The organism is Cupriavidus sp. TMH.W2 (genome assembly GCF_050847365.1).
In the GTDB taxonomy this organism is placed as follows: Bacteria; Pseudomonadota; Gammaproteobacteria; order Burkholderiales; family Burkholderiaceae; genus Cupriavidus.
Genome location: NZ_CP193793.1, coordinates 2231989 through 2253108, shown reverse-complemented (window position 1 = coordinate 2253108; position 21120 = coordinate 2231989). Strand labels below are relative to the sequence as shown.

Annotated in this window: 17 protein-coding genes; 8 read left to right on the top strand and 9 right to left on the bottom strand. The window is 67.2% G+C overall.

What is annotated here, in order from left to right:
- Positions 1–3: 3 nt before the first annotated feature.
- Genes ACREYQ_RS27665 through ACREYQ_RS27655 form a run of 3 tightly spaced genes read right to left on the bottom strand, consistent with a single transcriptional unit; the run spans position 4 to position 3611 of the window.
- Positions 4–1245: a Zn-dependent hydrolase gene (locus tag ACREYQ_RS27665; protein WP_432261157.1), complete on the bottom strand. Its 1242-nt coding sequence runs from the start codon at positions 1243–1245 to the stop codon at positions 4–6.
- Positions 1242–2273, bottom strand: coding sequence for a histone deacetylase family protein (locus tag ACREYQ_RS27660; protein ID WP_432261156.1), 1032 nt, complete (start codon positions 2271–2273; stop codon positions 1242–1244). Before ACREYQ_RS27660 ends, ACREYQ_RS27665 begins: the two co-directional genes overlap by 4 nt.
- Positions 2274–2300: 27 nt before the next feature.
- Positions 2301–3611, bottom strand: coding sequence for an MFS transporter (locus ACREYQ_RS27655; protein WP_432261155.1), 1311 nt, complete (start codon positions 3609–3611; stop codon positions 2301–2303).
- Between the two features lie 130 nt (positions 3612–3741).
- Here ACREYQ_RS27655 and ACREYQ_RS27650 point away from each other — a divergent pair, with 130 nt between their 5' ends.
- Positions 3742–4746 (top strand): LysR family transcriptional regulator, encoded by a 1005-nt coding sequence (locus tag ACREYQ_RS27650; RefSeq protein ID WP_432261154.1) that lies wholly within the window; start codon positions 3742–3744, stop codon positions 4744–4746.
- Between the two features lie 51 nt (positions 4747–4797).
- Here the strand turns inward: ACREYQ_RS27650 and ACREYQ_RS27645 are convergent, their stop codons facing one another.
- Together ACREYQ_RS27645 and ACREYQ_RS27640 are read right to left on the bottom strand one after the other, a co-directional pair.
- Positions 4798–4962 carry a hypothetical protein gene (locus ACREYQ_RS27645; protein ID WP_432261153.1) on the bottom strand — a complete coding sequence of 55 codons (165 nt, stop codon included), beginning with the start codon at positions 4960–4962 and terminating at the stop codon, positions 4798–4800.
- Between the two features lie 43 nt (positions 4963–5005).
- Positions 5006–5185, bottom strand: a complete 180-nt coding sequence (locus ACREYQ_RS27640) for a hypothetical protein (RefSeq protein WP_432261152.1) — start codon at positions 5183–5185, stop codon at positions 5006–5008.
- 283 nt (positions 5186–5468) lie between these two features.
- Here ACREYQ_RS27640 and ACREYQ_RS27635 point away from each other — a divergent pair, with 283 nt between their 5' ends.
- From ACREYQ_RS27635 to ACREYQ_RS27605, 7 genes are all read left to right on the top strand, one after another.
- The gene (locus ACREYQ_RS27635; RefSeq protein ID WP_432261151.1) at positions 5469–5972 is read left to right on the top strand and encodes a hypothetical protein; all 504 of its coding nucleotides are present in this window, start codon (positions 5469–5471) and stop codon (positions 5970–5972) included.
- 271 nt (positions 5973–6243) lie between these two features.
- Positions 6244–7566, top strand: coding sequence for a cytochrome c oxidase subunit II (locus tag ACREYQ_RS27630; protein ID WP_432261150.1), 1323 nt, complete (start codon positions 6244–6246; stop codon positions 7564–7566).
- A gap of 10 nt (positions 7567–7576) precedes the next feature.
- The gene (gene ctaD, locus ACREYQ_RS27625) at positions 7577–9334 is read left to right on the top strand and encodes a cytochrome c oxidase subunit I (protein WP_432261149.1); all 1758 of its coding nucleotides are present in this window, start codon (positions 7577–7579) and stop codon (positions 9332–9334) included.
- Positions 9331–9978: a cytochrome c oxidase subunit 3 gene (locus ACREYQ_RS27620; protein WP_432261148.1), complete on the top strand. Its 648-nt coding sequence runs from the start codon at positions 9331–9333 to the stop codon at positions 9976–9978. The genes ctaD and ACREYQ_RS27620 overlap by 4 nt, the downstream gene beginning before the upstream one ends.
- Positions 9979–10001: 23 nt before the next feature.
- On the top strand, positions 10002–10709 hold the full coding sequence (locus ACREYQ_RS27615; protein ID WP_432261147.1) for a heme-copper oxidase subunit III family protein: 708 nt from the start codon (positions 10002–10004) through the stop codon (positions 10707–10709).
- Between the two features lie 8 nt (positions 10710–10717).
- On the top strand, positions 10718–11104 hold the full coding sequence (locus ACREYQ_RS27610; RefSeq protein WP_078200881.1) for a cytochrome C oxidase subunit IV family protein: 387 nt from the start codon (positions 10718–10720) through the stop codon (positions 11102–11104).
- Positions 11105–11181: 77 nt separating this feature from the next.
- Positions 11182–12375: a DUF2252 domain-containing protein gene (locus ACREYQ_RS27605; protein ID WP_432261146.1), complete on the top strand. Its 1194-nt coding sequence runs from the start codon at positions 11182–11184 to the stop codon at positions 12373–12375.
- A gap of 62 nt (positions 12376–12437) precedes the next feature.
- Here the strand turns inward: ACREYQ_RS27605 and ACREYQ_RS27600 are convergent, their stop codons facing one another.
- From ACREYQ_RS27600 to ACREYQ_RS27585, 4 genes are all read right to left on the bottom strand, one after another.
- Entirely contained in the window at positions 12438–13865 is a 1428-nt protein-coding gene (locus tag ACREYQ_RS27600) for an NAD-dependent succinate-semialdehyde dehydrogenase (RefSeq protein WP_432261145.1), read from the bottom strand.
- A 181-nt stretch (positions 13866–14046) separates the two neighbouring features.
- Complete coding sequence (locus ACREYQ_RS27595; RefSeq protein WP_432261144.1) at positions 14047–15897, bottom strand: ATP-binding response regulator; 1851 nt, start codon at positions 15895–15897, stop codon at positions 14047–14049.
- Between the two features lie 39 nt (positions 15898–15936).
- On the bottom strand, positions 15937–19272 hold the full coding sequence (locus tag ACREYQ_RS27590) for a filamentous hemagglutinin N-terminal domain-containing protein (RefSeq protein ID WP_432261143.1): 3336 nt from the start codon (positions 19270–19272) through the stop codon (positions 15937–15939).
- Positions 19273–19305: 33 nt separating this feature from the next.
- Positions 19306–21021, bottom strand: a complete 1716-nt coding sequence (locus tag ACREYQ_RS27585; RefSeq protein ID WP_432261142.1) for a ShlB/FhaC/HecB family hemolysin secretion/activation protein — start codon at positions 21019–21021, stop codon at positions 19306–19308.
- Positions 21022–21120: the final 99 nt, after the last annotated feature.

Sequence of the window (21120 nt, the reverse complement as noted above, 5' to 3'; positions counted from 1 at the left end):
GGCTCAGCCCTGCGCCTGCGCCAGCATTGCCGCAAGCAGCACATTGGCGCCCGCTTCGAGATGCTCGGGCCTGGCGTCCTCGATCTCGTTGTGGCTGATGCCGTCCTTGCAGGGCACGAAGATCATCGCCGTCGGCGCCACCCTGGCCAGGTAGACCGCGTCGTGGCCCGCGCCGGTGACGATATCGGAGTGCGAATAACCACGCGCGGCGGCCGCCTGCCGGACATGCGCCACCAGCTCGGGCGCGAAGGGCGTCGGCTCGAAGCGCTGGACCGCTTCGACTTCCACCGCCAGCGCGCCACCGGTGGTGCTGCCGCTGGCCAGCGCCGCGCACGCTTCGCGCAGCCTGGCTTCCATCCGGTCAAGCTGGCCGCCATCGAGATGGCGCAGGTCGACGCTGAACTGCACCCGGCCCGGAATGACATTGCGTGAAGACGGGTGGACATTGACCACTCCGACCGTCCCCCGGCCATCGGGGCCAAAAGCGTTCGCGATCTTCGTCACTTCCTGGAACAGGAAGGACGCGCCGTACAGGGCGTCGCGGCGCAGCGGCATCGGGGTGGGGCCGGCGTGCGCTTCCATGCCCGTCACCGTGACGTCATACCAGCGCAGGCCAAGCGAGCCCGTCACCACGCCGATGACCTTTTCCTCCGCCTCAAGAATCGGGCCTTGCTCGATATGCGCCTCGAAGTACGCGCCGACCTTGTGGCCAACCGGCGCGGTGCCCGCGTAGCCGATCGCCGCGAGTTCGCCGGCAACGGATTTGCCGGCATCGTCAGTCGCCGTCAACGCGGTGGCTTCGGGGAAGACGCCGGCGAATACGCCCGACCCCATCATCACCGGCACGAAGCGCGCGCCTTCCTCATTGGTCCAGATGGCGAGTTCCAGCGGCGCCTCGGTGGTCACGCCGTGCTCGTTGAGCGTGCGCATGACTTCCAGCCCGGCCATGACGCCATAGCATCCGTCGAACTTGCCGCCGGTGGGCTGGGTGTCAATATGGCTGCCGGTCATGACCGGGGCAAGCGCATCGTTGCGGCCCGCGCGGCGCCCGAAGATATTGCCCACGCGGTCGATGCGCACCGTCAGGCCGGCGTCGCGCATCCACCCGGCGACGAGGTCGCGTGCCTGCCCGTCCAGCGCGGTCAGGGCCAGGCGCGCATTGCCGCCCTTGGGCGTGGCGCCGATCCGGGCTAGTTCCATCAGCGATTGCCACAGGCGCCCGCCATTGATCTTGATTGCGTTCATGCGCCCGTCCCTGACCGTTGGACGCCGCCGAAGAAGGCCTCTGCATTGGCGGCGAGTGATTCGAGGTGATACCCGCCCTCCTGCACGATCAGCGTGGGCAGGCCCAGCGCGGCAACGGCGCGGCCGAGCCGGCCGAAGCCTTCGGTGGACACGTCCACCAGCGACTGCGGATCTTCGCGGTAGATGTCGAAGCCGAGCGACAGCACCAGCACGTCGGGCGCGAAGCGTTCGATGGCGACGCGCGCCGTGTCCAGCTTGTCGAAGAAAACCGACTCGGGCGAGCGGTGCGGCATCGGCAGGTTGAGGTTGTGGCCGGCGCCCGCGCCGCGGCCGTGCTCATCGTCGAAGCCCGCCACCACCGGATAGAAGTTGGTCGGGTCGCCGTGGATCGACACGTAGAGCACATCGGCCCGGTCGTAGAAGATCTCCTGGATGCCCTGGCCGTGGTGCATGTCGGTATCGAGGATGGCCACGCGGCCAAAGCGCGCGCGCAGTGCCTGCGCGGCGATCGCGGCATTGTTCAGGTAGCAGAAGCCGCCCGCCGCGTCGCGCCGCGCATGATGGCCGGGCGGCCGGCACAGGGCGTAGGCGCGGCGTTCACCGTCCAGCAACGCCTGGGCGCCGGCCACCGCGCTCTGCGCCGACCAGTATGCCGAGCGCCAGGTGTTCAGCCCCACCGGGCAGCTGCCGTCAGCGAGATAGCGCGCGGCCTGCGCCAGCACGCCGCGCAGGGCATTGGGCTCGCGCACGAAGATATTGGACATGACCTCGTCGCCCCAGTCCTCCGGCAGCTCGCGCCAGCTGGCGTGCGCATGCTGCAGGAACTGCAGGTAAGGCTGGTCGTGCACGGCGGCAAGCGGCGCGAAGCCGTGGTCGGCAGGGGCGTGGAGCGCAAAGCCAAGCGCCTCTGCCGCCTGGACCAGCCGCTGTGCCCGCGCGGGCAGCTCCTGCGGCGAGCGCATCTTGCCGCGCGAGTAGTAGTTCCGCGGATGGTGCAGCAATTGCTCGGGATGGAAAAACGTCAGCATGGGGTTTGCAGTCTCTGTGAAAAGCCGTCAGGCCTGCGCGGCTTGCGCGGCGCCTGGTTGCTGCTGTCGCTGGCGCGCATCGATGCCGGCGATGCACAGCAGCGACACGCCGGCCAGCAAGGTGTAGAACACCGCCAGCGGCCACCATTGGCCCTGGAAGCGCTGCGCGAGGATGGTCCCCACCAGCGGCGTCAGTCCGCCCGCCACCGCGCCGCAGACCTGGTAGGACAGCGAAATCGCCGAGTAGCGCACGCGCGTCTCGAAGACACCGCTGACAAAGCCCGCGATCACCGAATAGAAGCTCGCCATGCACACCACCGCCAGCGCGATGCCAAGCACGATGGCAGGCGCCTGGCGCGTCTGCACCAGCAGGAACATGGGATAGGGCGAAGCCATGGCCAGCAGCGCGGCCAGCTTGAGGAAGCGCGCGCCGCCCAGCTTCTCCGCCAGCCAGGCGGCCAGCGGCTGTGCCAGGAACTGGATGACGGCGACGGCGAACAGGCAGTCGAGGATCAGCGTCCGGGGCAGCGACAGGTATTGCGTGGTGTACGCGATCATGAAGGTGTTGGTGAAGTACACCCCCGCGATACCGATGGTATTGGCGCCGATGCACAGCAGCACCGGCACGCGGGCCGTGCGCCAGACTTCGGCAATCGGCAGCTTGGCAGTCCTGCGCTGCGCCTGCACCTGCGCGAACTCGGGCGATTCGTTCACGCCCAGCCGGATCGCCACGCCCACCAGCAGCAGCGCCGCGCTGGCCAGGAACGGCAGGCGCCAGCCCCAGTCCATGAAGACGTCGCGCTCCATCGATGTCACCGCGCGGAAGGCCAGCAGCGACAGGATCAGGCCGGCCGGGCTGCCGAGCTGCGCAAACGAGGCGAAGAAGGTGCGGCGCCCCTTGGGGGCGTGCTCGCCCGCCATCAGCACCGCGCCGCCCCATTCGCCGCCCACGGCGATGCCCTGCACCACGCGCAGCAGCACCAGCAGCACCGGGGCGAGGGCGCCCGCGGTGGCGTAGGTCGGCAGCAGGCCGATGCCGATGGTGGCCGCGCCCATCATCATCAGCGTGATCATCAGCGCCTTCTTGCGGCCGATGCGGTCGCCCCAGTGGCCGAACACGATGCCGCCGAGCGGACGGGCAAAGAAGCCGACCGCGAAGGTGCCGAACGACGCCAGCGTGCTCAGGAAGGGATCGCCACCGGGAAAAAACAACGGACCGAACACCAGCGCGGCGGCGGTGGCGTAGATGTAGAAGTCGTACCACTCGATCATGGTGCCGACAAAGGCGGCGGTGGCGGCGCGCACGGGCTGGCGCGTGCCGGAAGGGGACACTTGCATGGACTGGCTCCTCGCTATGTTTGTGCCGCTGCATCAGGGGCAGCTGTGGGAGGAGTTATCGCCCGTTGACAATCATTAGTCAAATTTCTAATATTTATTTTTCACATAATTTAAATTTATACGGAATTTTATGGAGCGTTCTGCCCTGGACCGGGCCCTGCTGACCGACCGGCTCGACTGGAACCTGCTGCGCACCTTCCTGACTATCGTCCACGAGCGCAGCCTGAGCCGTGCGGCGGTGCGGCTGCACATCACCCAGCCTGCGGTAAGCCTGGCCTTGCGCCGGCTCGAGGAGCATCTGGGGCACACACTGATCGAGCGGCGCGGCAGCATTTTCCGCCTGACCCGGGTCGGGGAAGATGTGCTGCGCATTGCCACCGACGTCTATGGCAGCGTGGCGCGCCTGGGGGCTGAACTGGCGGAGCAGCAGGATGAAGTCAGCGGCCTGCTGCGGCTCATGACTGTGAGCCGGATCCATTCCGGTGTCTATGACGAATGCCTGGCCGCCTTCCATCGCCAGCATCCGCGCGTCACGCTGCAGGTGGACGTGATGCGCAGCACTGAGATCGCAGACGCCCTCGCGCAGAAGGCGGCCGGCGTGGGCCTGAGCCTGTACCGGCAGTCTGGCGACAAGCTCGCGCACATGCTCTTCCTGCGCCAGCGCTACGCCATCTTCTGCGGGCGCCATCACCGCTTGTTCGGCCGCACCGGCCTTGCCATTGCCGACCTGCTGGCCGAGAACTTCGTGTCATTCAGCAGCGACCAGCTTGGCGATGTGCTGGCGCCATTGGCGGTATTCCGCGATCAGCACGGTTTTTCGGGCCGCATCGTCGCGACCTCGCCCAGCCTGGATGAAATCCGGCGGCTGGTGTTCGCGGGCTATGGCATTGGCTGTCTGCCGGAACATATCGTGGCCGACGACGTGGCGCAGCAGCGGCTGTGGCGCCTGCCGCCCGAGGAGGGCGTGGCCGATATCGACATGTACCTGCTGTGGCATGCGGAGCGGCGCCAGACGCCGGCCGAGGCGGCATTCGTCGAACACTTCCGGCACTACGTGGCGCGCTATTCGCTGATGGAGCGGCTGGGCGAGTCGGTGAACGCGCCGCTGGCGGCGTTGCGCGCGCCGACGGCGTGATGGCACGTCGACAGCGGCGCGAGACAAGCCATCGGACAAGCGTTGTTGCTTCTATCCGTGCCTTCGCTCCGCATGCCGGCACAACCCCGCGCGCTGGCGTTGTGCGGCGCAGCGCCGATAGCGCATCCGATACGGATGGCTGCAGCGCCAGATCGCCCGCAGCACGGTAACGAACAGCAGCGCCGCCATCACGGCGGCGAGCAGGCCGATCGACATAGCGGCCCTCCTCCCCAACACCGCCTGCCCGACTCCTGCGGAGTCAGATCAGCAGCGGTAACGCTTCAAGCACCAACACCGCAACCAGCGCGCCGATCAGGGCACCCATGGTCCGGCAACTGATGCGCAGGAACTTGGCGGTCACCGGGATCGAGCCCATGGCGATCACGCCTACCAGCGCCATCGGAATCAGGAATACAAGATCATGCGCGGTGAGGTGCATGGCGGTCTCCTGTCTCTCTTTTGTGATTCCAGTATAGGCAGTGTGTGCCGGATGCGCGTCTGCGCGCATCGGGATTGTCCCCAACCCGTGCCGGGCAGTTGGCGCGGCAGGTACCGATGCCCGCACATATGGTGAGCCGGGCGTTGCGCCGCGTACGCATGCCGCACCTTTTTCGCTCTTTCGGCCTCGAAGCGGGAAGCGCGTGTCCTATGCTGAGCAGAGACGCGGGGCCTGTTCCCACACAAGGCCGATGCCCCGCCGACCGAGAGAGACGGAGGTGGCTATGGAACTTCACATGCAATCGCACCACTACGTGCGACGACTGCCGGACTGGACCGCGGCAGCGGTTTCGGGGCTGGCGGCGGGCGCGCTGCTGCTGGTGCTGGAACTGTTCTGGTCGTCGATGGTGTCGGGCGCCAACCCCTGGGTGGCCACGCGCATGATCGCCGCGATCGTGATGGGGCCGGAGGTCTTGCAGACCTCGCTGTTCAGCGTCGGCACTGTGGCCGCGGCACTGGTGATCCACTTTGTGCTGGGCGCCGTGCTGGGGATGATCCTGGCGGCCATCATTGCGCCCTTTACGCTGGATTCGAGCCTCGGCATGGCCATGCTGGCGGGTGCGGTGTTCGGGTTGGTGGTGTACTTCTTCAACTTCCATGCGATGACGCGGGCCTTCCCCTGGTTTGTCGAGGTGCGCGGCTGGCATACCTTCATCGGGCACCTGATCTTCGGGATGGCGGCGGCGGCCTGCTACTGGAAGCTGGAAAGCAAGGACGTATCGCACTGACTGCACCGACATGGCATCGGGACCGGGCACCGTGACGGTGCCCGGACATGACGGTTACGTTGCGCGCCAACCCTGTCCGGGCACGCGCGCACGGGCGGCGGCGGCCGGAACCAAGGGTTCCCGCCGCCGCTTTTTCTCGCGCTGCGCGCTTGTGCAGTGCGACACCAATGCATTGGCATGTCGCCTTGCAGTGACCTGACGGCATGCACTAGTCTTATCTCTACCTGCGTGATTTGCGCATCCCTCGCCACGCGCGAGGAGGAGGGTGGATATGGCGTTGGCCATCGCACTCGTAGTCATGGTCGTCGCTTCGGTGCTCTTCCATTTCATGAGCCCGTGGTGGGCGACCCCGCTCGCGTCCAACTGGAAGCAGATGGACGACACGTTGACCATTACCCTCGTCATCACCGGCATTTTCTTCATCGGCATCAACCTGTTTGTCGGCTACATCGCCTGGCGCTACCGGCATGAGGCGCCGCATCCCAATGGCGGCACCGGCCACCGCGCGTCCTACCACCCGGAGAACAGCAAGCTCGAACTGTGGCTGATCGGCGGCACCACGCTGGGCGTGGTGGCGCTGCTGGCGCCGGGCCTGTTCGTCTACGCCGACTACGTGCGCCCGCCGCGCGATGCCATGGTGATGGAAGTGGTGGGGCAGCAGTGGTCGTGGGCCTTCCGTTTTCCCGGCAAGAGCGGCCAGCTGGGGGCTTCCGATGCGCGCTTTGTCACCGGCGCGAATCCGCTCGGGCTGGACCCCGACGATCCGCGCGGCCTGGACAATGTCGTCATCGTCGGGCCTGAGGTGCACCTGCCGCTGAACAAGCCGGTCAAGGTGCTGCTGCGCTCCAAGGACGTGCTGCATGACTTCTACGTGCCGCCGTTCCGGGCGCGCATGAATATGGTGCCGGGCATGGTGACGTCGTTCTGGTTCACGCCGACGCAGGCGGGACGCTTCGAAATCCTGTGTGCGCAGCTGTGCGGCGTGGGGCACTACAACATGCGCGGCACGGTGGTTGTGGAAGCGCCGGCCGCCTATGAGGCATGGCTGGCCAGGCAGCAGACCTTTGCCGTGACGCTGGCGAAGGCCGCGGCCCCGCCTGCGGCAGTGGCCGCCGCCGCGGGCGACGCCGGCACCATCGAGAAGGGCCGCGCGCTGGCGCAAAGCAAGGGGTGCGTCGGCTGCCACAGCATCGACGGCAATCCGGGCGTCGGGCCGACCTGGAAGGGCCTGTACGGCAAGACCGAGACCTTTGCCGACGGCAGCAGCGCCAAGGTGGACGACGCCTTCCTGCACGAGGAGATCACCGATCCGCAGGCGCGGCTGGTCAAGGGCTTCGGTCCGGTGATGCCGAAGCTGCCGGTGAGCGAGGACGAGGTGTCGGCGCTGATTGCCTATATCAAGTCAGCCGGCAGCGAAGCCGCGGCGGCAGGCACGGTTGCGCCGGCAGCACCGGCGGAAATCCCAGCCGGCCCCGCTGCCGCGACCAGTGCCGCCACCACGGCAGCCGCGCCCGGGGCCGCGTCCGGCACCTATACGACTTCGACGGCCGTGGCCGTGCCGCCCTCGGCGGCGCCCGCGCCCGCCAGGAAGTGAGGAGACCCGCATGGCTTACGCCGACGATGCCGCCCATCACGCGCCGCAGAGCTTCTGGACCCGCTATGTCTGGAGCCAGGACCACAAGGTGATCGCCGTGCAGTACACCATCGTGGCGATCGTGGTGGGCCTGGTGGGGGTGGCGCTGTCCAACCTGATGCGCATGCAGCTCGGCTTTCCGGGGCGCTTCGAGTTTATCGACGCCAACCGCTACTACCAGTTCGTCACCATGCACGGCATGATCATGGTGATCTACCTGCTGACCGCGCTGTTCCTGGGCGGCTTCGGCAACTACCTGATCCCGCTGATGGTGGGCGCGCGCGACATGGTGTTCCCCTTCCTCAACATGCTCAGCTTCTGGGTCTACCTGCTGTCGGTGATCGTGCTGCTGACCAGCTTCTTCGTGCCCGGCGGGCCTACCGGGGCGGGCTGGACGCTGTACCCGCCGCAAGCCATCCTGCCCGGCACCCCAGGCTATGAATGGGGCATCATCCTGATGCTGGTGTCGCTGGCGATCTTTATCGTCGCTGCCACCATGGGCGGCCTGAACTACGTCACCACGGTGCTGCAGGCGCGCACCGAGGGCATGACGCTGCTGCGCATGCCGCTGTCGGTGTGGGGCATCTTCATGGCCACCATCCTGGCGCTGCTGGCGTTCCCGGCGCTGTTCGTGTCGGCAGTGATGATGCTGCTGGACCGCACGCTGGGCACCAGCTTCTTCATGCCGGCGATCGTGTCGATGGGCCAGCAGCTGCAGTACAAGGGCGGCAGTCCGCTGCTGTTCCAGCACCTGTTCTGGTTCTTCGGCCATCCCGAGGTGTATATCGTCGCGCTGCCGGCCTTCGGCATCGTCTCGGACCTGGTCAGCGTGCATTCGCGCAAGAGCATCTTTGGCTACCGCACCATGGTGTGGGCGATCCTGGCGATCGGGGTACTGTCGGTGGTGGTGTGGGCGCACCATATGTTCGTCAGCGGCATGAACCCGTACTTCGGCTTCTTCTTTGCCACCACCACGCTGATCATCGCCATCCCCACCGCGATCAAGGTCTACAACTGGGTCATCACGCTGTGGCGCGGCGACATTCATTTCACCGTGCCGATGCTGTTTGCGATCGCCTTCATCAGCACCTTTGTCATCGGCGGGCTGACCGGGCTGTTCCTGGGCAATGTCAGCGTGGATATCCCGCTGTCCAATACCTACTTCGTGGTGGCGCACTTCCACATGGTGATGGGCGTGTCGCCGATCCTGGTGGTGTTCGGCGGCATCTACCACTGGTACCCGAAGGTCACCGGCAGGATGCTGGACGACACCATGGGCCGCATCCATTTCTGGGTCACCTTCGTCGGCACCTACGCCATCTTCTTCCCGATGCACTACCTGGGCGTGCTGGGCATGCCGCGCCGCTACTACGCCTACCAGAACTACGCGTTTATCCCGGAGTCGGCGCATGTGATGAACATGTACATCTCGGTGGCCGCGTTCATCGTGGCCACGGCGCAACTGCTCTTTGTCTTCAACCTGGTGTGGAGCCTGTGGCGTGGCCGCAAGGCCGATGCCAACCCGTGGCGCGCCGCCTCGCTGGAATGGCAGACGCCGCAGACGCCGCCGGCGCATGGCAACTGGGGCCCGCACCTGCCGGTGGTGTACCGCTGGGCCTACGCCTACAGCGTGCCGGGCGCGCCCGAGGACTTCATCGCGCAGAACGCCCCGCCCGAGGCGGGCGGGGCCGAGCCCGAGCCGCATGCCAGCCGCGGAGCCGTCGCATGAACGCCGAAGCCCTGTACAAGGTCAGCCGCGACGATTTCGGCGGCAACCCGTCCGGCGAGAACGCCGCCAACCACCGTCCGCGCGGGCGTGCCCCGGCGAGCATCGGCCTGTGGGTGTTCATGGGCGTGGTCAGCTCGCTGTTTGCGCTGTTCCTGACGGCCTATGCGCTGCGCATGGACAGCCCGGACTGGCACCGCATCGGATTGCCGTGGCAGGTATGGTTGTCGACCGTGCTGCTGGCGGCCGGCAGCGTGGCCATGGCGGTCGCGTCGCACGCCGCGGGCCGGGGCGAGATGGCCGTGGCCCGGCAGGCGCTGCGCCTGGGCGGCCTGGGCGCGGCCGGGTTCGTGGCCTCGCAGTTGTGGGCCTGGCAGGCGCTGGGCGCGATGCAGGTGATGCCTGCCGGCAATCCGGCGGGCAGCTTCTTCTACCTGTTGACAGCGATGCACGGCCTGCACGTGCTGGGCGGCCTGGCCGGCTGGGGCGTTGCCATGTCGTCGCGCGGCAGCGGCGAGGCCGCGGTGCTGCGCATGCGGCTGTGCGCGCGCTACTGGCATTTCCTGCTGGCGGTGTGGCTGGTGCTGCTGGCCGCACTGGGGTGGCTTACGCCCGAACTGGTGCGCTACATCTGCGGCACGGCCTAGCGGCGGCGGCAAGGAGGACCGGCATGTCAACGCAACTGTCTTCACCATCGGCCACACCCGGCGTGGCGCCCGCGCCCCCGGTGGGCGGCCTGCGCGGCCTGCTGGCCGACTGGTCGTCGGACCAGCAGGCCTTCAAGGTGTCGTGGGGCAAGGCGATGATGTGGATCTTCCTGCTGTCCGACACCTTCATCTTCAGCTGCTTCCTGACCGGCTACATGACCGTGCGCATGTCGACCACGGTGCCATGGCCCAACCCCAGCGAGGTGTTCGCGCTGCACGTGGGCGGCGCCGACATCCCGCTGCTGCTGATCGCCATCATGACCTTCGTGCTGATCACCAGCAGCGGCACCATGGCGATGGCGGTCAACTTCGCCTACCGGCGCGCGCGCCGCGAGTGCGCGCTGCTGATGCTGGTGACCGCGCTGTTCGGCGTGATGTTCGTCAGCATGCAGGCCTTCGAATGGACCAAGCTGATCATGGACGAGGGTGTGCGGCCGTGGGGCAACCCCATGGGCGCGGCGCAGTTCGGCTCGACCTTCTTCATGATCACCGGCTTCCACGGCCTGCATGTGTCGTGCGGCGTCGTGTACCTGCTGATCGTGGCCACGCGCGTGCTGCGCGGGCGCTACGAGGCCACCGGCAATTACCAGATCGTCGAGATCGCGGGCCTGTACTGGCATTTCGTCGACCTGGTCTGGGTATTCATCTTTGCGTTGTTCTATCTCTGGTGAGGGCGGCCATGGCATCGAATCCGGCAACTCCCGCAACGCCCGCGCAGGGCACGCCGCATGGCACCGGCCAGGATGCCGGGCATGCCGCGCACTCCGGCCAGCAGCATCCCATCGGGCTATACCTGAAGATCTGGCTGCTGCTGTTCGTGCTGTCGACCATGTCCTACCTGGTCGACTACTTCCATTTCACCGGCTACCTGCGCTGGACGCTGATCCTGCTGTTCATGGCACTGAAGGCCGGACTGATCGTGGCGGTGTTCATGCACATGGCATGGGAGCGCATGGCGCTGATCTGCGCTATCCTGATTCCGCCACTATGCCTGCTGGTGCTGGTCGGGCTGATGGCCGAAGAAGCCAACCACACTTTCCTCACGCGCGGCCTGTTCTTCCGCTGATCCAGGCCCGGAACGCGGAGCGCGTGCCGGCCGGCCGCGCTACTGCCGGATGTCAACCCTGATCGGAATCTGAGCCCATGCACGCTGCCACGCAGGCAATCCTCACCTATAACCATGGCCGCGATCCCGAGCGGCTGACCCGCAAGCTCGCGACCATCGCGGCAGATCCGTTTGCCTTTTTTCGCGGCACCAACCATCTCTATGCCGCATCGCTGCGCGACGAGGCGCCATTGCGCGATGCGCCGGCCACCTACGTCTGCGGCGACCTGCACCTGGAGAACTTCGGCAGCTTCAAGGGCGACAACGGGCTGGTCTATTTCGACCTCAACGACTTTGACGACGCGCTGGTCGCACCGCTTACCGTGGACTTGATCCGGGTGCTGTCAAGCGTGCTGGTCGCCGCGGGCCAGCTGGGCCTGTCCGAGGCGAATGCCATGCGCGCGTGCGAGGAAATGCTCTCCACCTACGCCGCCGTGCTGCAGACGGGCAAGGCGCGCTGGCTCGAGCGCGCCACGGCCACCGGCATGGTGGCCACGCTGCTGCGCCGGGTCAAGCGCCGCAGGCGGGGCGAACTGCTGTCGGAGCGCACCACCCTGCGCAAGGGCAAGCGGCGCCTGCTCTGCGACGGCCGCCATGCCTTGCCTGCGGACAAGGCCGGCCGCGAGCACGCGCGCGCGATCCTGGCCGCTTATTCCAGGCAGAGCCACCACGGCCACCGCTTCACCGCCGACGACGCGGCACGGCGCGTGGCCGGCATCGGCAGCCTGGGCCTGGAGCGCTATGTGGTGCTGGCCCGTGACGAGCTGGGCGGCATGCAGCGCCTGATCGACATCAAGCGCGCGGCGCCGAGCGCGTGGCAGGACCTGCCCAACCGCCCGCAGCCGCGCTGGGGCAGCGATGCAAAGCGCGTCGCTGCCGCGCAGCAGATCATGCAGGCGGCTTCGCCCGCGCTGCTGTCCGCGGTCGACATGGGCAAGGCTTCCTACCTGGTGAAGAGCCTGCAGCCAACCGCCGACCGGGTCGACCTGGCACGCTGCAACGGGTTTGCGCAGTTGCGCGAGGTGCTGGTCACCATGGCGCATGCGGCGGCGTGGGCGCACCTGCGCGGCTGCGGGCACCATGCCGCGGACCGGGTCGAGCAGTTGCAGGCGTATGCCGCCGGCACCCGCTGGCGCAGCGGCGTGCTGCGGCTGGCGCGGCATGGCTGGGCGGTGTCGCTGGCGCAATGGAAGGCCTATGCGGAGGATTACCGCAAGGCGAGGGGAGAGTGAGCGGGCGCTGAAAGACGCAAGCGCCGTTCACGAATGCGTGAACGGCGCCAGCGTCAGCATGCTCAGGCCTGGGTGATGAACTTGGTCACCAGGTAGCCGTCGAAGGTCTCCTGGCCGCCTTCGCTGCCGATGCCCGAGTCCTTGATGCCGCCGAACGGGGTCTCGGCCAGCGCCATGCCGAAGTGATTGATGTTGACCATGCCGGCTTCGAGCCCGTTGGACACTTCGGTCGCGGTCTTCAGCGAGTTGGTGAACACATACGACGCCAGGCCGTAGGGCAGGCTGTTGGCGCGGCGCAATGCCTCGGCGGTGTCCTTGAAGCGCGTCACCGGCGCGACCGGGCCGAACGGCTCGTCGGTCATCAGGAGCGAGTCATCGGGCAGGTCGGTGACCACGGTGGGGGCGAAGAAGTAGCCCTGGTCGCCCACGCGGGCACCGCCGGTCACGACCTTGCCGCCGCGCTGGCTGGCATCGTCCAGGAACTGCTCCATCGACAGCACGCGGCGCTCATGCGCCAGCGGGCCCATCTGCGTGCCGGCCTCCAGGCCGTCGCCCACCTTGACCGAGCCGATCACCTCGGTAAAGCGCGCCAGGAAGCGGTCATAGGCCTTCTCCTGGACGTAGAAGCGCGTCGGCGACACGCACACCTGGCCGGCATTGCGCAGCTTGAAGCGCGCCAGCATCTCGGCGGCGGGGTCGATATCGGCATCGTCGAACACCAGCACCGGCGAATGGCCGCCCAGTTCCATGGTCATGCGCTTCATGTGCGCGCCGGCCAGCGCCGCCAGCTGCTTGCCCACCGGCACCGAGCCGGTGAACGAGATCTTGCGCACGATCGGCGATTCGATCAGGTAGGTCGAGATCTCGCCGGGCACGCCCCAGACGATGTTGAGCACGCCCGGGGGCAGGCCGGCGTCGTGGAACAGCTGCGCCAGCGCCACCACCGCGCTGGGCGAGTCTTCCGGCCCCTTCAGGATCAGCGTGCAGCCGGCGCCCAGCGCCGACACGATCTTGCGGATGGCCTGGTTGAACGGGAAGTTCCACGGCGTGAAGGCGGCGCATACGCCGATCGGCTCGCGCACCACGATCTGGCGCACATGGGGCTGGCGCGGCGGGATCACGCGGCCGTAGATGCGGCGGCATTCCTCGGCGTGCCAGTCGGCGTGCTCGGCGCAGACCATGACTTCGGCGATGGCCTCGGCCAGCGGCTTGCCCTGGTCCAGCGTGATATTGCGGCCGATTGCCTTGGCGCGCTCGCGGGTCAGCTCGCCCACGCGGCGCAGGATCGCGGCGCGCTCCAGGGGCGAGGTCTTCTTCCAGGTTTCAAAGGCACGCTGCGCGGCGGCCAGCGCGCGGTCCAGGTCGGCCCGGCTGGCGTGCGGCAGCTTGCCCAGCACTTCCTGCGTGGCCGGATTGATGACATCCTGCTCGCGCCGGTCGCCTCCCTTGATGAATTCTCCGTCGATATAGAGGGCGAGATCCTGGTACATGCGTGTTCTCCTGGTGAAAATTGCGCGTAATAGTCGTCCCCGGGGGCGCGATTCCGCAGGGAGCTGCCGCCGGTCAAAGCGGAACTTTACCCCGTCGACGCCGCTTGTGCACCGTAGCCCGCGAGAAGCGAACGGATGTGACGCCGGGCGCGCCTGCAGCGATGGCCAATGCGCGCCGGCGTCAGCCGTCGTTCCGGGCAGGCAGCAGCTTTGCCACCCAGGATTTAAGCACGTTCACCTCCACCGGTTTGTGCAGGATGGGAATTGCGCGATCAGCGGCTTCGATCAGGCGGATCGGATCGGTGTCGCCGCTGACCAGCAGGGCATGCATGTCGGGGTCGTTGTATTCTTCGCGCAGCCGCTCGATGACCTGGATGCCGGTTTCGTGGTCGCGCAGCCGGTAGTCGCTGATGATGAGGGCGGGCTTCTCCGGGAGACAGGCCACCTGCGCAAGCAGGCCGTCGCAGTCTGCGGCGCAGATCACCCGATGTCCCCAGCTTTCGAGCAGCAGGCGAAGCCCCTCGCGATTCTGCGCATCATCATCGACCACCAGCAGCAGCTGCCGGGATGGCTGCCCCGCGAAGTCCGGCACGCCGGCATCCGTCCCGGCTGAACCGGGCTCGGGATGGCAGGCCGGCGCCGGGGCGTCGGGCGCCGCGACGGTCACCATGAACACGGTGCCGCGGCCTGGTTCAGAACGCAGCGTCAGCGCATGCCCCAGCAGCGCCGCGGTGCGGCGGACGATGGCGAGGCCGAGCCCCAGCCCTTTGCTCCGGTCCCGCTCGGGATTCTGCAACTGGTGGAACTCCCAGAAGATCCGTTCGTGCTCCTCGCGCGGAATGCCCGGTCCGTTGTCCCAGACTTCGATGCGGATATCGCCGCCGCGCCTGCGGCAGCCCACCAGCACATGGCCGGCCGGTGCATGCACGATGGCGTTGCTCACCAGATTGCGCAGGATGCGCTCGAGCAGCATGGGATCGGAACGGACGAGCGCCGCGCACGGGCGCACCGTCAGCGTCAGCCCCTTTTGCAGGGCTTGCGGCGCGTACTCGGCGCGAAGCTGGTCGAGCAAGCGGTTGAGCGGGAAGGTCTCGGAGCGTGGGTGAATCACGCCGGCATCGAGCCGCGAGATGTTGAGCAGGGCATCGAACAGATGTCCCATGGCAGCGGTTGCCCTGGTAATGTTCTCGACGAGATAGCGGCTGTGCTTTGACAGCGGCTCATTGGCAAGCAGGCCGAGAAAGAGGCTCATGGCATGCACGGGCTGGCGCAGGTCATGGCTGGCTGCCGCCAGGAAGCGCGATTTTTCCAGGTCGCTGCGCTCCGCCGCTTCCTTCTCCAGCCTCACCTGCCGCAACAGGGCCATGTTCTCGTAGCTCAGCCGCAAGGCATCCAGGTGGGTCTTGTTCATGCGGTGAATAAAGGCCACGGTGGCCACCAGGTATGCCACGCCGCTCGCAACCAGCGCGAGGTTGATCGCCGATGGCTGCACTGCCAGCGCAATGAACGGCGGTGCGAAGGCCGGGAGCTGGAAGGCATAGACCGCCGGCAGCACCATATAGTTGGAGTAGATGGCGCCGGTGCCAAGGCCAAAGAGCACCACGATAAAGAAGAGCTGGTACTCGAGCGGGACGACGAATGTCCAGTAGGCAAACGGCAGGCCCCACAGGGTGGCCGATGCGATGTTGCCGGCAATCATCTGATTCAGCCATCGCTGAGCTGCGCCGGCGCGGCCCGCGGCATGGTCGAAGTACATCATGGCGGCCAGCCGGGCAAGCGCCACCATCAACGTGAGCGCCAGCCATGCCATCACCTGCAGGCGCGGAATCGCCGCGAGCATGACATAGGCCACCACGCATGCCGAAATCACGGATCCGCCCAGGGCGAAGGGGAAGCTGCGCCGCAGCACCGAGATCTGCACGTCGAAAATGCGTTCGCTGTCAGTCGGCGAGATGGGGCTGCTCATGCGCGGGTCCCCCGGGAAGGGGCGGAGGTAGGAGGGTCGCGCAGATTCTAGCAGCGGGCGCGGCACGGTACGGTACGTCCTTAGCCTTGCAGCCCCTTGCCGCGGCTACCGCGGCGAATCCTGCTGCAGGCGCAGGCCGCCGTCGACGATCGCAAGCAGGTCCGGCGCCGCGGCGGGCAACGCAGGCTCGGGACGACCGGCGTTTGCTGCGCTGGCAATGGCAGCCACATAGCGCGGCGACGGGGGCGCTGCATTGCGGATCACCAGCGAGCCGTCAACGTAGGCGATGGTGTAGTTGTCCGCATGCAGCCCCGCAGGCGCGATCGCGTAGACCCCTGGCTGGACCGCGCCCTGCGCGCTGCCGCCGTAGCGCTGACTGCCGTACAGCACGCTCGCGGTGTCGCCCGCCAGCAGGCCGCTGACGCGGATGCCGTTGCCGCCGGTGTAGGGGCGGCCGTCCATGGCGCGGCTGTCGTCGGTGGCGATGATCGTCAGCGGCGCCTTGCCGATATCGGCCGTGGCGGTCGCGGTGGGATTCACCAACCAGTAGTTGGCGGCATCGCCGCCGCCGATGCCGAAGGACATGACCACGCTCTTGCCCGCGCCGGCGTTCTTGTCGCTGAATGTCCCGCTCTGGCTGAGGGTGACGGTATCGCCTGCCACGACGCCTGCCAGGCTGCCGCCGGTGACCGTGGCGACGGCAGTGCCGTCATAAGTCTTGCCGGCGGCGGCAGCGCCGCTGACGATCAGGGGTGCCTTGTCGATGTGCAGGTTGCCGGCGTAGACGATGTCATACGCCTGCTGCGAGGAATACAGGCCGGAGATGGCCAGCGATCCGGCCGCCGTGCTGTAGTTGCCGGCATTGCTGGAGTTGCTGGCGAAGCCAAGGCTGCCCGACAAGCTTGCGGATGCATCGGAAAGGGTGTATCCGGCGATACCGCCGGTGGTGCCGTCGTAGGTCTTGCCTGCGGCGACAGTCACGGTGACCGGCTTCAGGAAGCTGCGCAGCAGCGGCATGGTGTAGCCGTCATAGATGCGCCAGACGGCATTGGTGCCACCGGTGGCATCGATACTCCAGCCGCTGGCGGCATAAGTGGACAGGCTGTTGGCCTGGGCGCTGGCCAGGCCGGTGGCGCCTTGGAGGATGCCATCGCCGATGCCGGTACCCGTATTGCCCAGCAGCCAGAACGAGGCAGCGATGCGGCCCTCGTTTCTTCCTGCCAGCCCGCCGATCGCGCTGTCCCCCGTCACGGTGCCTGTGGCATACGTATTGGTGATGCTGCCGGCGTTGGTGCCCACGAGTCCGCCCATGCGATAGCTGCCCGCGCTGCCAATGACGTTGCCGGTTGCATAGGCATTGCTGACAGTGCCGACGTTGATGCCCAGCAGCCCGCCGACATGGCGGCTGCCCCCGGGGGCAGCCACGGTGCCGGTGGCGTAAGCGTTGTCGATACTGCCGCTGCTGTAGCCGACCAGGCCACCGACCTGATAGGTGTTGTTGCCTGTCACGCTGCCGGTGGCGTAAGCATTGCCGATGCGCCCGTGGTTGCTACCGGCTAGTCCCCCCGCCGAAGGGCCGCCTGTTACGTCTGCGGTGGAATACGCGCCGCGGATGAGGCCGTCGTTATTGCCGGCAATTCCGCCAACGCTATAGCCGTGCTGGCTGCTGGCCGTGCCGCCGGCGACATAGGCGTTGGTGATGTCGCCGAGGTTGTTGCCTACCAGTAAGCCAACGTTGATTTGGCCCGACACCACGGCATTGACAAGACCGATGTCGCGAACAACCGCGCCCGGGCTGCTCTGGCCGAACAGCCCGACATTGTTGCCGTTTGCATTGATTGTCAGGTTACTGACCGTATGCCCCAGGCCGGCGAACGTGCCCGTGAGGGGGCTGCTGCCAGATCCCACGACCGCAGCGGCATAGGTCATGCCCGCGGCATCCAGGTCTTGAGCGAGCGCATATTTGCCCGCCAGGCCGTTGCTGTTGATTGCCGCCAGGTCCGCCATACTGTGAAGCAGCGTATAGCTGTCGCCGTTGATGCGCAGGCTCGCGCTGGCACCGCTCAACGTGACCGGCGCGCTGATGCTGTAGCCGGTGCCGCTGCTGGCGGTACCGGCTACAACATAGTTTCCGTAATTCAGCGCCAGCCCGGCGCTGTTGCCGGCAGCTGTCATCGGCGCATTCACGTTGAGATTGCGATACGCGTTCAGCGTGAGCGTGGTATTGGCGCTCCAGCTTACCGGCGCATTGACGCTGATGTCGCCATTGCCGCTGCCTGTGTTGGCGGTCGCAAGCACGACGCTGTTGCTGGCAAGACTGGCCGACAGCGTGGCAGCGCCGATGCCGCTTGTGGTGAGTGCGGCGTTGCCGCTGCCGATGGTGAAATCGCCCGGGTCGACCAGCCACGTGCCGGTGCGCCCCCCTGCTGCCGCCGTAGTGATGCGGGCGCCGTCCGCTACTGCCACTTGTGCGCCGCTGGTCTCGATGAAGCCACCGTTGCCGCTGCCGGGCGCACTGGCGTCGAGTGTGCCGCCGACCTTCGCCATGCCGCGCTCCATGTCGCCCAGCAGCCGGATGGTGCCGCTGCGGTTGTCGACGGTACGCGCCTCGATCACGCCGTCATTGTTGACCACGGCCTGCGCCAGCCGGTCTGCCGCGGCGGCGGTCAGCACTGCACTGCCCCCGTCGGCGCGGATCAGCTGGCGGTTTTCGGCCAGCGCATCGAGGGTGCCCTGGCTTACGGTCACGCTGAGCAGGCCGTCGCCGGCAAAATCCAGCGTGATGTCGCGGCCCGCGGCGAGCGCCACCGTGCCAAGCCTGGCCACCAGCGTGCCCTGGTTGCTGACCCGGCCGCCAAGCATGGCGATATAGCCGCCGTCCGCGGCGGTGATGCTGCCCTGGTTGACGACGCTGCCGGCATTGCCGGCAAAGCGGTACCTGCCAGCCAGGAAGTCGGAGTCGGGAAGGTTCAGCGTGCTGGCGACCAGCCCGCCGACATTGACGCTGGCACTGCGGCCGAACAGGATGCCGTTGGGATTGAGCAGGAATACCTGCCCGTTGGCATTGAGCTTGCCGTAGATCTCGGAGGCGCTGCTGCCGACCACCCGGTTCAGCGCGACGGCGCTGCTGCCCGGTTGCACGAAATTCACGGTCTCGCCGCTGGCAATGCTGAAGCTGTTCCAGTTGATCGCCAGCTTGCCGTTGTCCTGCGTGATGGTGGTGCTGGCCCCCGCCGTGGCGATGCTGCCCGCGCCGCTGCTGATGACACCGCCGGCGGGTGCGGCGAAGACGGGCGAGCCGAGCAGCAGGGCGGCGCAGAGCCCCCCCGTTCGTGACAGCGCCTTGCCGCCCGCCTGCTTCCCTTTCGCCCTGACATTCTCGGGTGCCGGTACGCAGGCAGCCTGCGCCGCACTCCAGACCAGGCGGTATCCGTGGTTCATGCTGTTCCCCTTGATCTTGTACCGGCCGCCGCCTCAGATCGACTTGGCAAGCTGCAACCAGAATCGCGGCGTGCGGTCCCGGTCCGAGGTGGGTTCGCCGCTGGTGCGCCACGCCAGCGTAGCCTGCAGGCTGAAGCCCTGCGCGTTGGCCCACCGGATCCCGGCGCCCGCACCGGACAATGTGCGGCGGTTGGCGCCATCGGCGGCGATCGGCGAGTGGGTGAGCCAGCCTTGTGCCGCGTCGTAGAACAGGATCGCCTGCCACTGCGGCAGGAAGCCGTACCGCAGTTCGAGATTGGCCAGCCAGGCGTCGTCGGAGGGCGCCTCGCCTTGCGGATAGGCGCGTACGCCCCACGCGCCGCCCAGGATCATTTTTTCGGCGGAATCCAGGTTGTTGCCGGCCAGTTGCCCGCTCAGCTGCGCATAGACGCTCAGGCGGCTGGTGAGCGGCTGCAGGTGCTGGACCTGCAGGTTGGCCCTGGCGAAGTGCCCTTGCGTGTGGTGGGCCGCGGCGTCGAGCGCGGCACTGAGGCCATCGAGCTGCAGGTTGCCGATGGTCAGGCTCAGGCTGCCCTGGGTGATGCCGCCGCCGGCGAGCCAGTTGCCGCGGTCGCCGGACAGCCCCAGTGTGAGGTTGTCCAGTCTGCGGTCGGCCGATACGCCGGCTGCGCCGACCTGGTCGTTCAGTGTCTTGTGGTCATAACTGACCTGGCCATTCAGGTTGGCGGCGCGGCTACGGACCAGCGGATGCGTCAGGAAGACGCTGGCGATCTGCGCGGTGCCGTGCGCGTCGAGCTTGTCGAACTCCTCGCCAAGCCGATAGTGCATGGCGGCATAGGAAGCCCCCAGCCGCGTGCCCTGGCGGTTGACGGGAAGCTGGTAGCTCAGCTGCCCGTAATTGAATCCCTCGCCGGCGGTGATGGCGCGCAGCAGCAGGGCGTCGCCCAGCCGCAGCGGATTGTTGGCGGCCACGCTCGCATTGAAGCGATACTGTCCGGTGAAGCGGTTGCCGTAGTTGTCGACGCTCGCATCGGCGTTGACGCGCGGTCCGTCGTCGACGCGGACATCGAGATCGGTGGTGCCCACTGAGGCGCCGGGGCTGAGCGTGGATCGCACCACGAGTCCGGGCGTATCGTTGAGCAGCAGCAAACCGCGCTCGAGCGCATCGCGCCTGAGTGCTTCGTCCTCGTGCAAGCCGGCGAGCCGGCCGCTGACAAAGGTGTCCGGCATGCGCGACGGGTTATCGAGACGGATGGTGCCGAGCCTGCCTTCCAGCACGCGGATTTCGACGCTGCCGTCCCGGATCTCCTGCGCGGGCAGATAGGCGCGTGCCAGCAAGTAGTCATGCTGGCGGTAATACTGCGTAATGCGCTGCGCGGCCTGTTCCAGTTCGCCAAGGCTGCGTTCGCCGCCAGGCAGGGCTGCCACCAGCGGCTGTAAATCGGTTTCACTGAAGGCACGTGCTCCGGTGATACGGACGGCGGACACCCGCACCCGGATCTCAGGTGACAGCGCGGGTGCCGGGCGAGCCGGCTCGGGAGGCGGCAGGGCGCCGCTACCGTGGTCTGGCAGCGTCACCGGCGGCCTGGCTTCGTCCAGCAGCACGCCGGCATCCGGTACCGCGCGCAATGCAGGCAGGTCGGGGACGCGGCCGGCATCGGGTGCAGCCTGGGCGCCGGCATGCGCGAGGTTGCCTGCCAGCACCAACGTCAATGCCCGCCACGCGCCGGCGCGTTCGAAATGACCCATATGACTTCCCCGGCATTTTTATTGTGTGCGAAATCATGCATGGCCGGCTGCTTTTGCGCATTGGACTAAAGTCCCATGTGCGAACCTGGCCGCAACCGC

What these genes read in the sequence shown, in the direction of transcription:
- ACREYQ_RS27655 (WP_432261155.1), bottom strand. Translation starts at nt 3,611, where the DNA reads ATGCAAGTGTCCCCTTCCGGCACGCGCCAGCCCGTGCGCGCCGCCACC.
- ACREYQ_RS27620 (WP_432261148.1), top strand. Translation starts at nt 9,331, where the DNA reads ATGAACGCCGAAGCCCTGTACAAGGTCAGCCGCGACGATTTCGGCGGC.
- ACREYQ_RS27585 (WP_432261142.1), bottom strand. Translation starts at nt 21,021, where the DNA reads ATGGGTCATTTCGAACGCGCCGGCGCGTGGCGGGCATTGACGTTGGTG.
- ACREYQ_RS27640 (WP_432261152.1), bottom strand. Translation starts at nt 5,185, where the DNA reads ATGCACCTCACCGCGCATGATCTTGTATTCCTGATTCCGATGGCGCTG.
- ACREYQ_RS27635 (WP_432261151.1), top strand. Translation starts at nt 5,469, where the DNA reads ATGGAACTTCACATGCAATCGCACCACTACGTGCGACGACTGCCGGAC.
- ACREYQ_RS27665 (WP_432261157.1), bottom strand. Translation starts at nt 1,245, where the DNA reads ATGAACGCAATCAAGATCAATGGCGGGCGCCTGTGGCAATCGCTGATG.
- ACREYQ_RS27610 (WP_078200881.1), top strand. Translation starts at nt 10,718, where the DNA reads ATGGCATCGAATCCGGCAACTCCCGCAACGCCCGCGCAGGGCACGCCG.
- ACREYQ_RS27645 (WP_432261153.1), bottom strand. Translation starts at nt 4,962, where the DNA reads ATGTCGATCGGCCTGCTCGCCGCCGTGATGGCGGCGCTGCTGTTCGTT.
- ACREYQ_RS27660 (WP_432261156.1), bottom strand. Translation starts at nt 2,273, where the DNA reads ATGCTGACGTTTTTCCATCCCGAGCAATTGCTGCACCATCCGCGGAAC.
- ACREYQ_RS27605 (WP_432261146.1), top strand. Translation starts at nt 11,182, where the DNA reads ATGCACGCTGCCACGCAGGCAATCCTCACCTATAACCATGGCCGCGAT.
- ctaD (WP_432261149.1), top strand. Translation starts at nt 7,577, where the DNA reads ATGGCTTACGCCGACGATGCCGCCCATCACGCGCCGCAGAGCTTCTGG.
- ACREYQ_RS27630 (WP_432261150.1), top strand. Translation starts at nt 6,244, where the DNA reads ATGGCGTTGGCCATCGCACTCGTAGTCATGGTCGTCGCTTCGGTGCTC.
- ACREYQ_RS27615 (WP_432261147.1), top strand. Translation starts at nt 10,002, where the DNA reads ATGTCAACGCAACTGTCTTCACCATCGGCCACACCCGGCGTGGCGCCC.
- ACREYQ_RS27600 (WP_432261145.1), bottom strand. Translation starts at nt 13,865, where the DNA reads ATGTACCAGGATCTCGCCCTCTATATCGACGGAGAATTCATCAAGGGA.
- ACREYQ_RS27590 (WP_432261143.1), bottom strand. Translation starts at nt 19,272, where the DNA reads ATGAACCACGGATACCGCCTGGTCTGGAGTGCGGCGCAGGCTGCCTGC.
- ACREYQ_RS27650 (WP_432261154.1), top strand. Translation starts at nt 3,742, where the DNA reads ATGGAGCGTTCTGCCCTGGACCGGGCCCTGCTGACCGACCGGCTCGAC.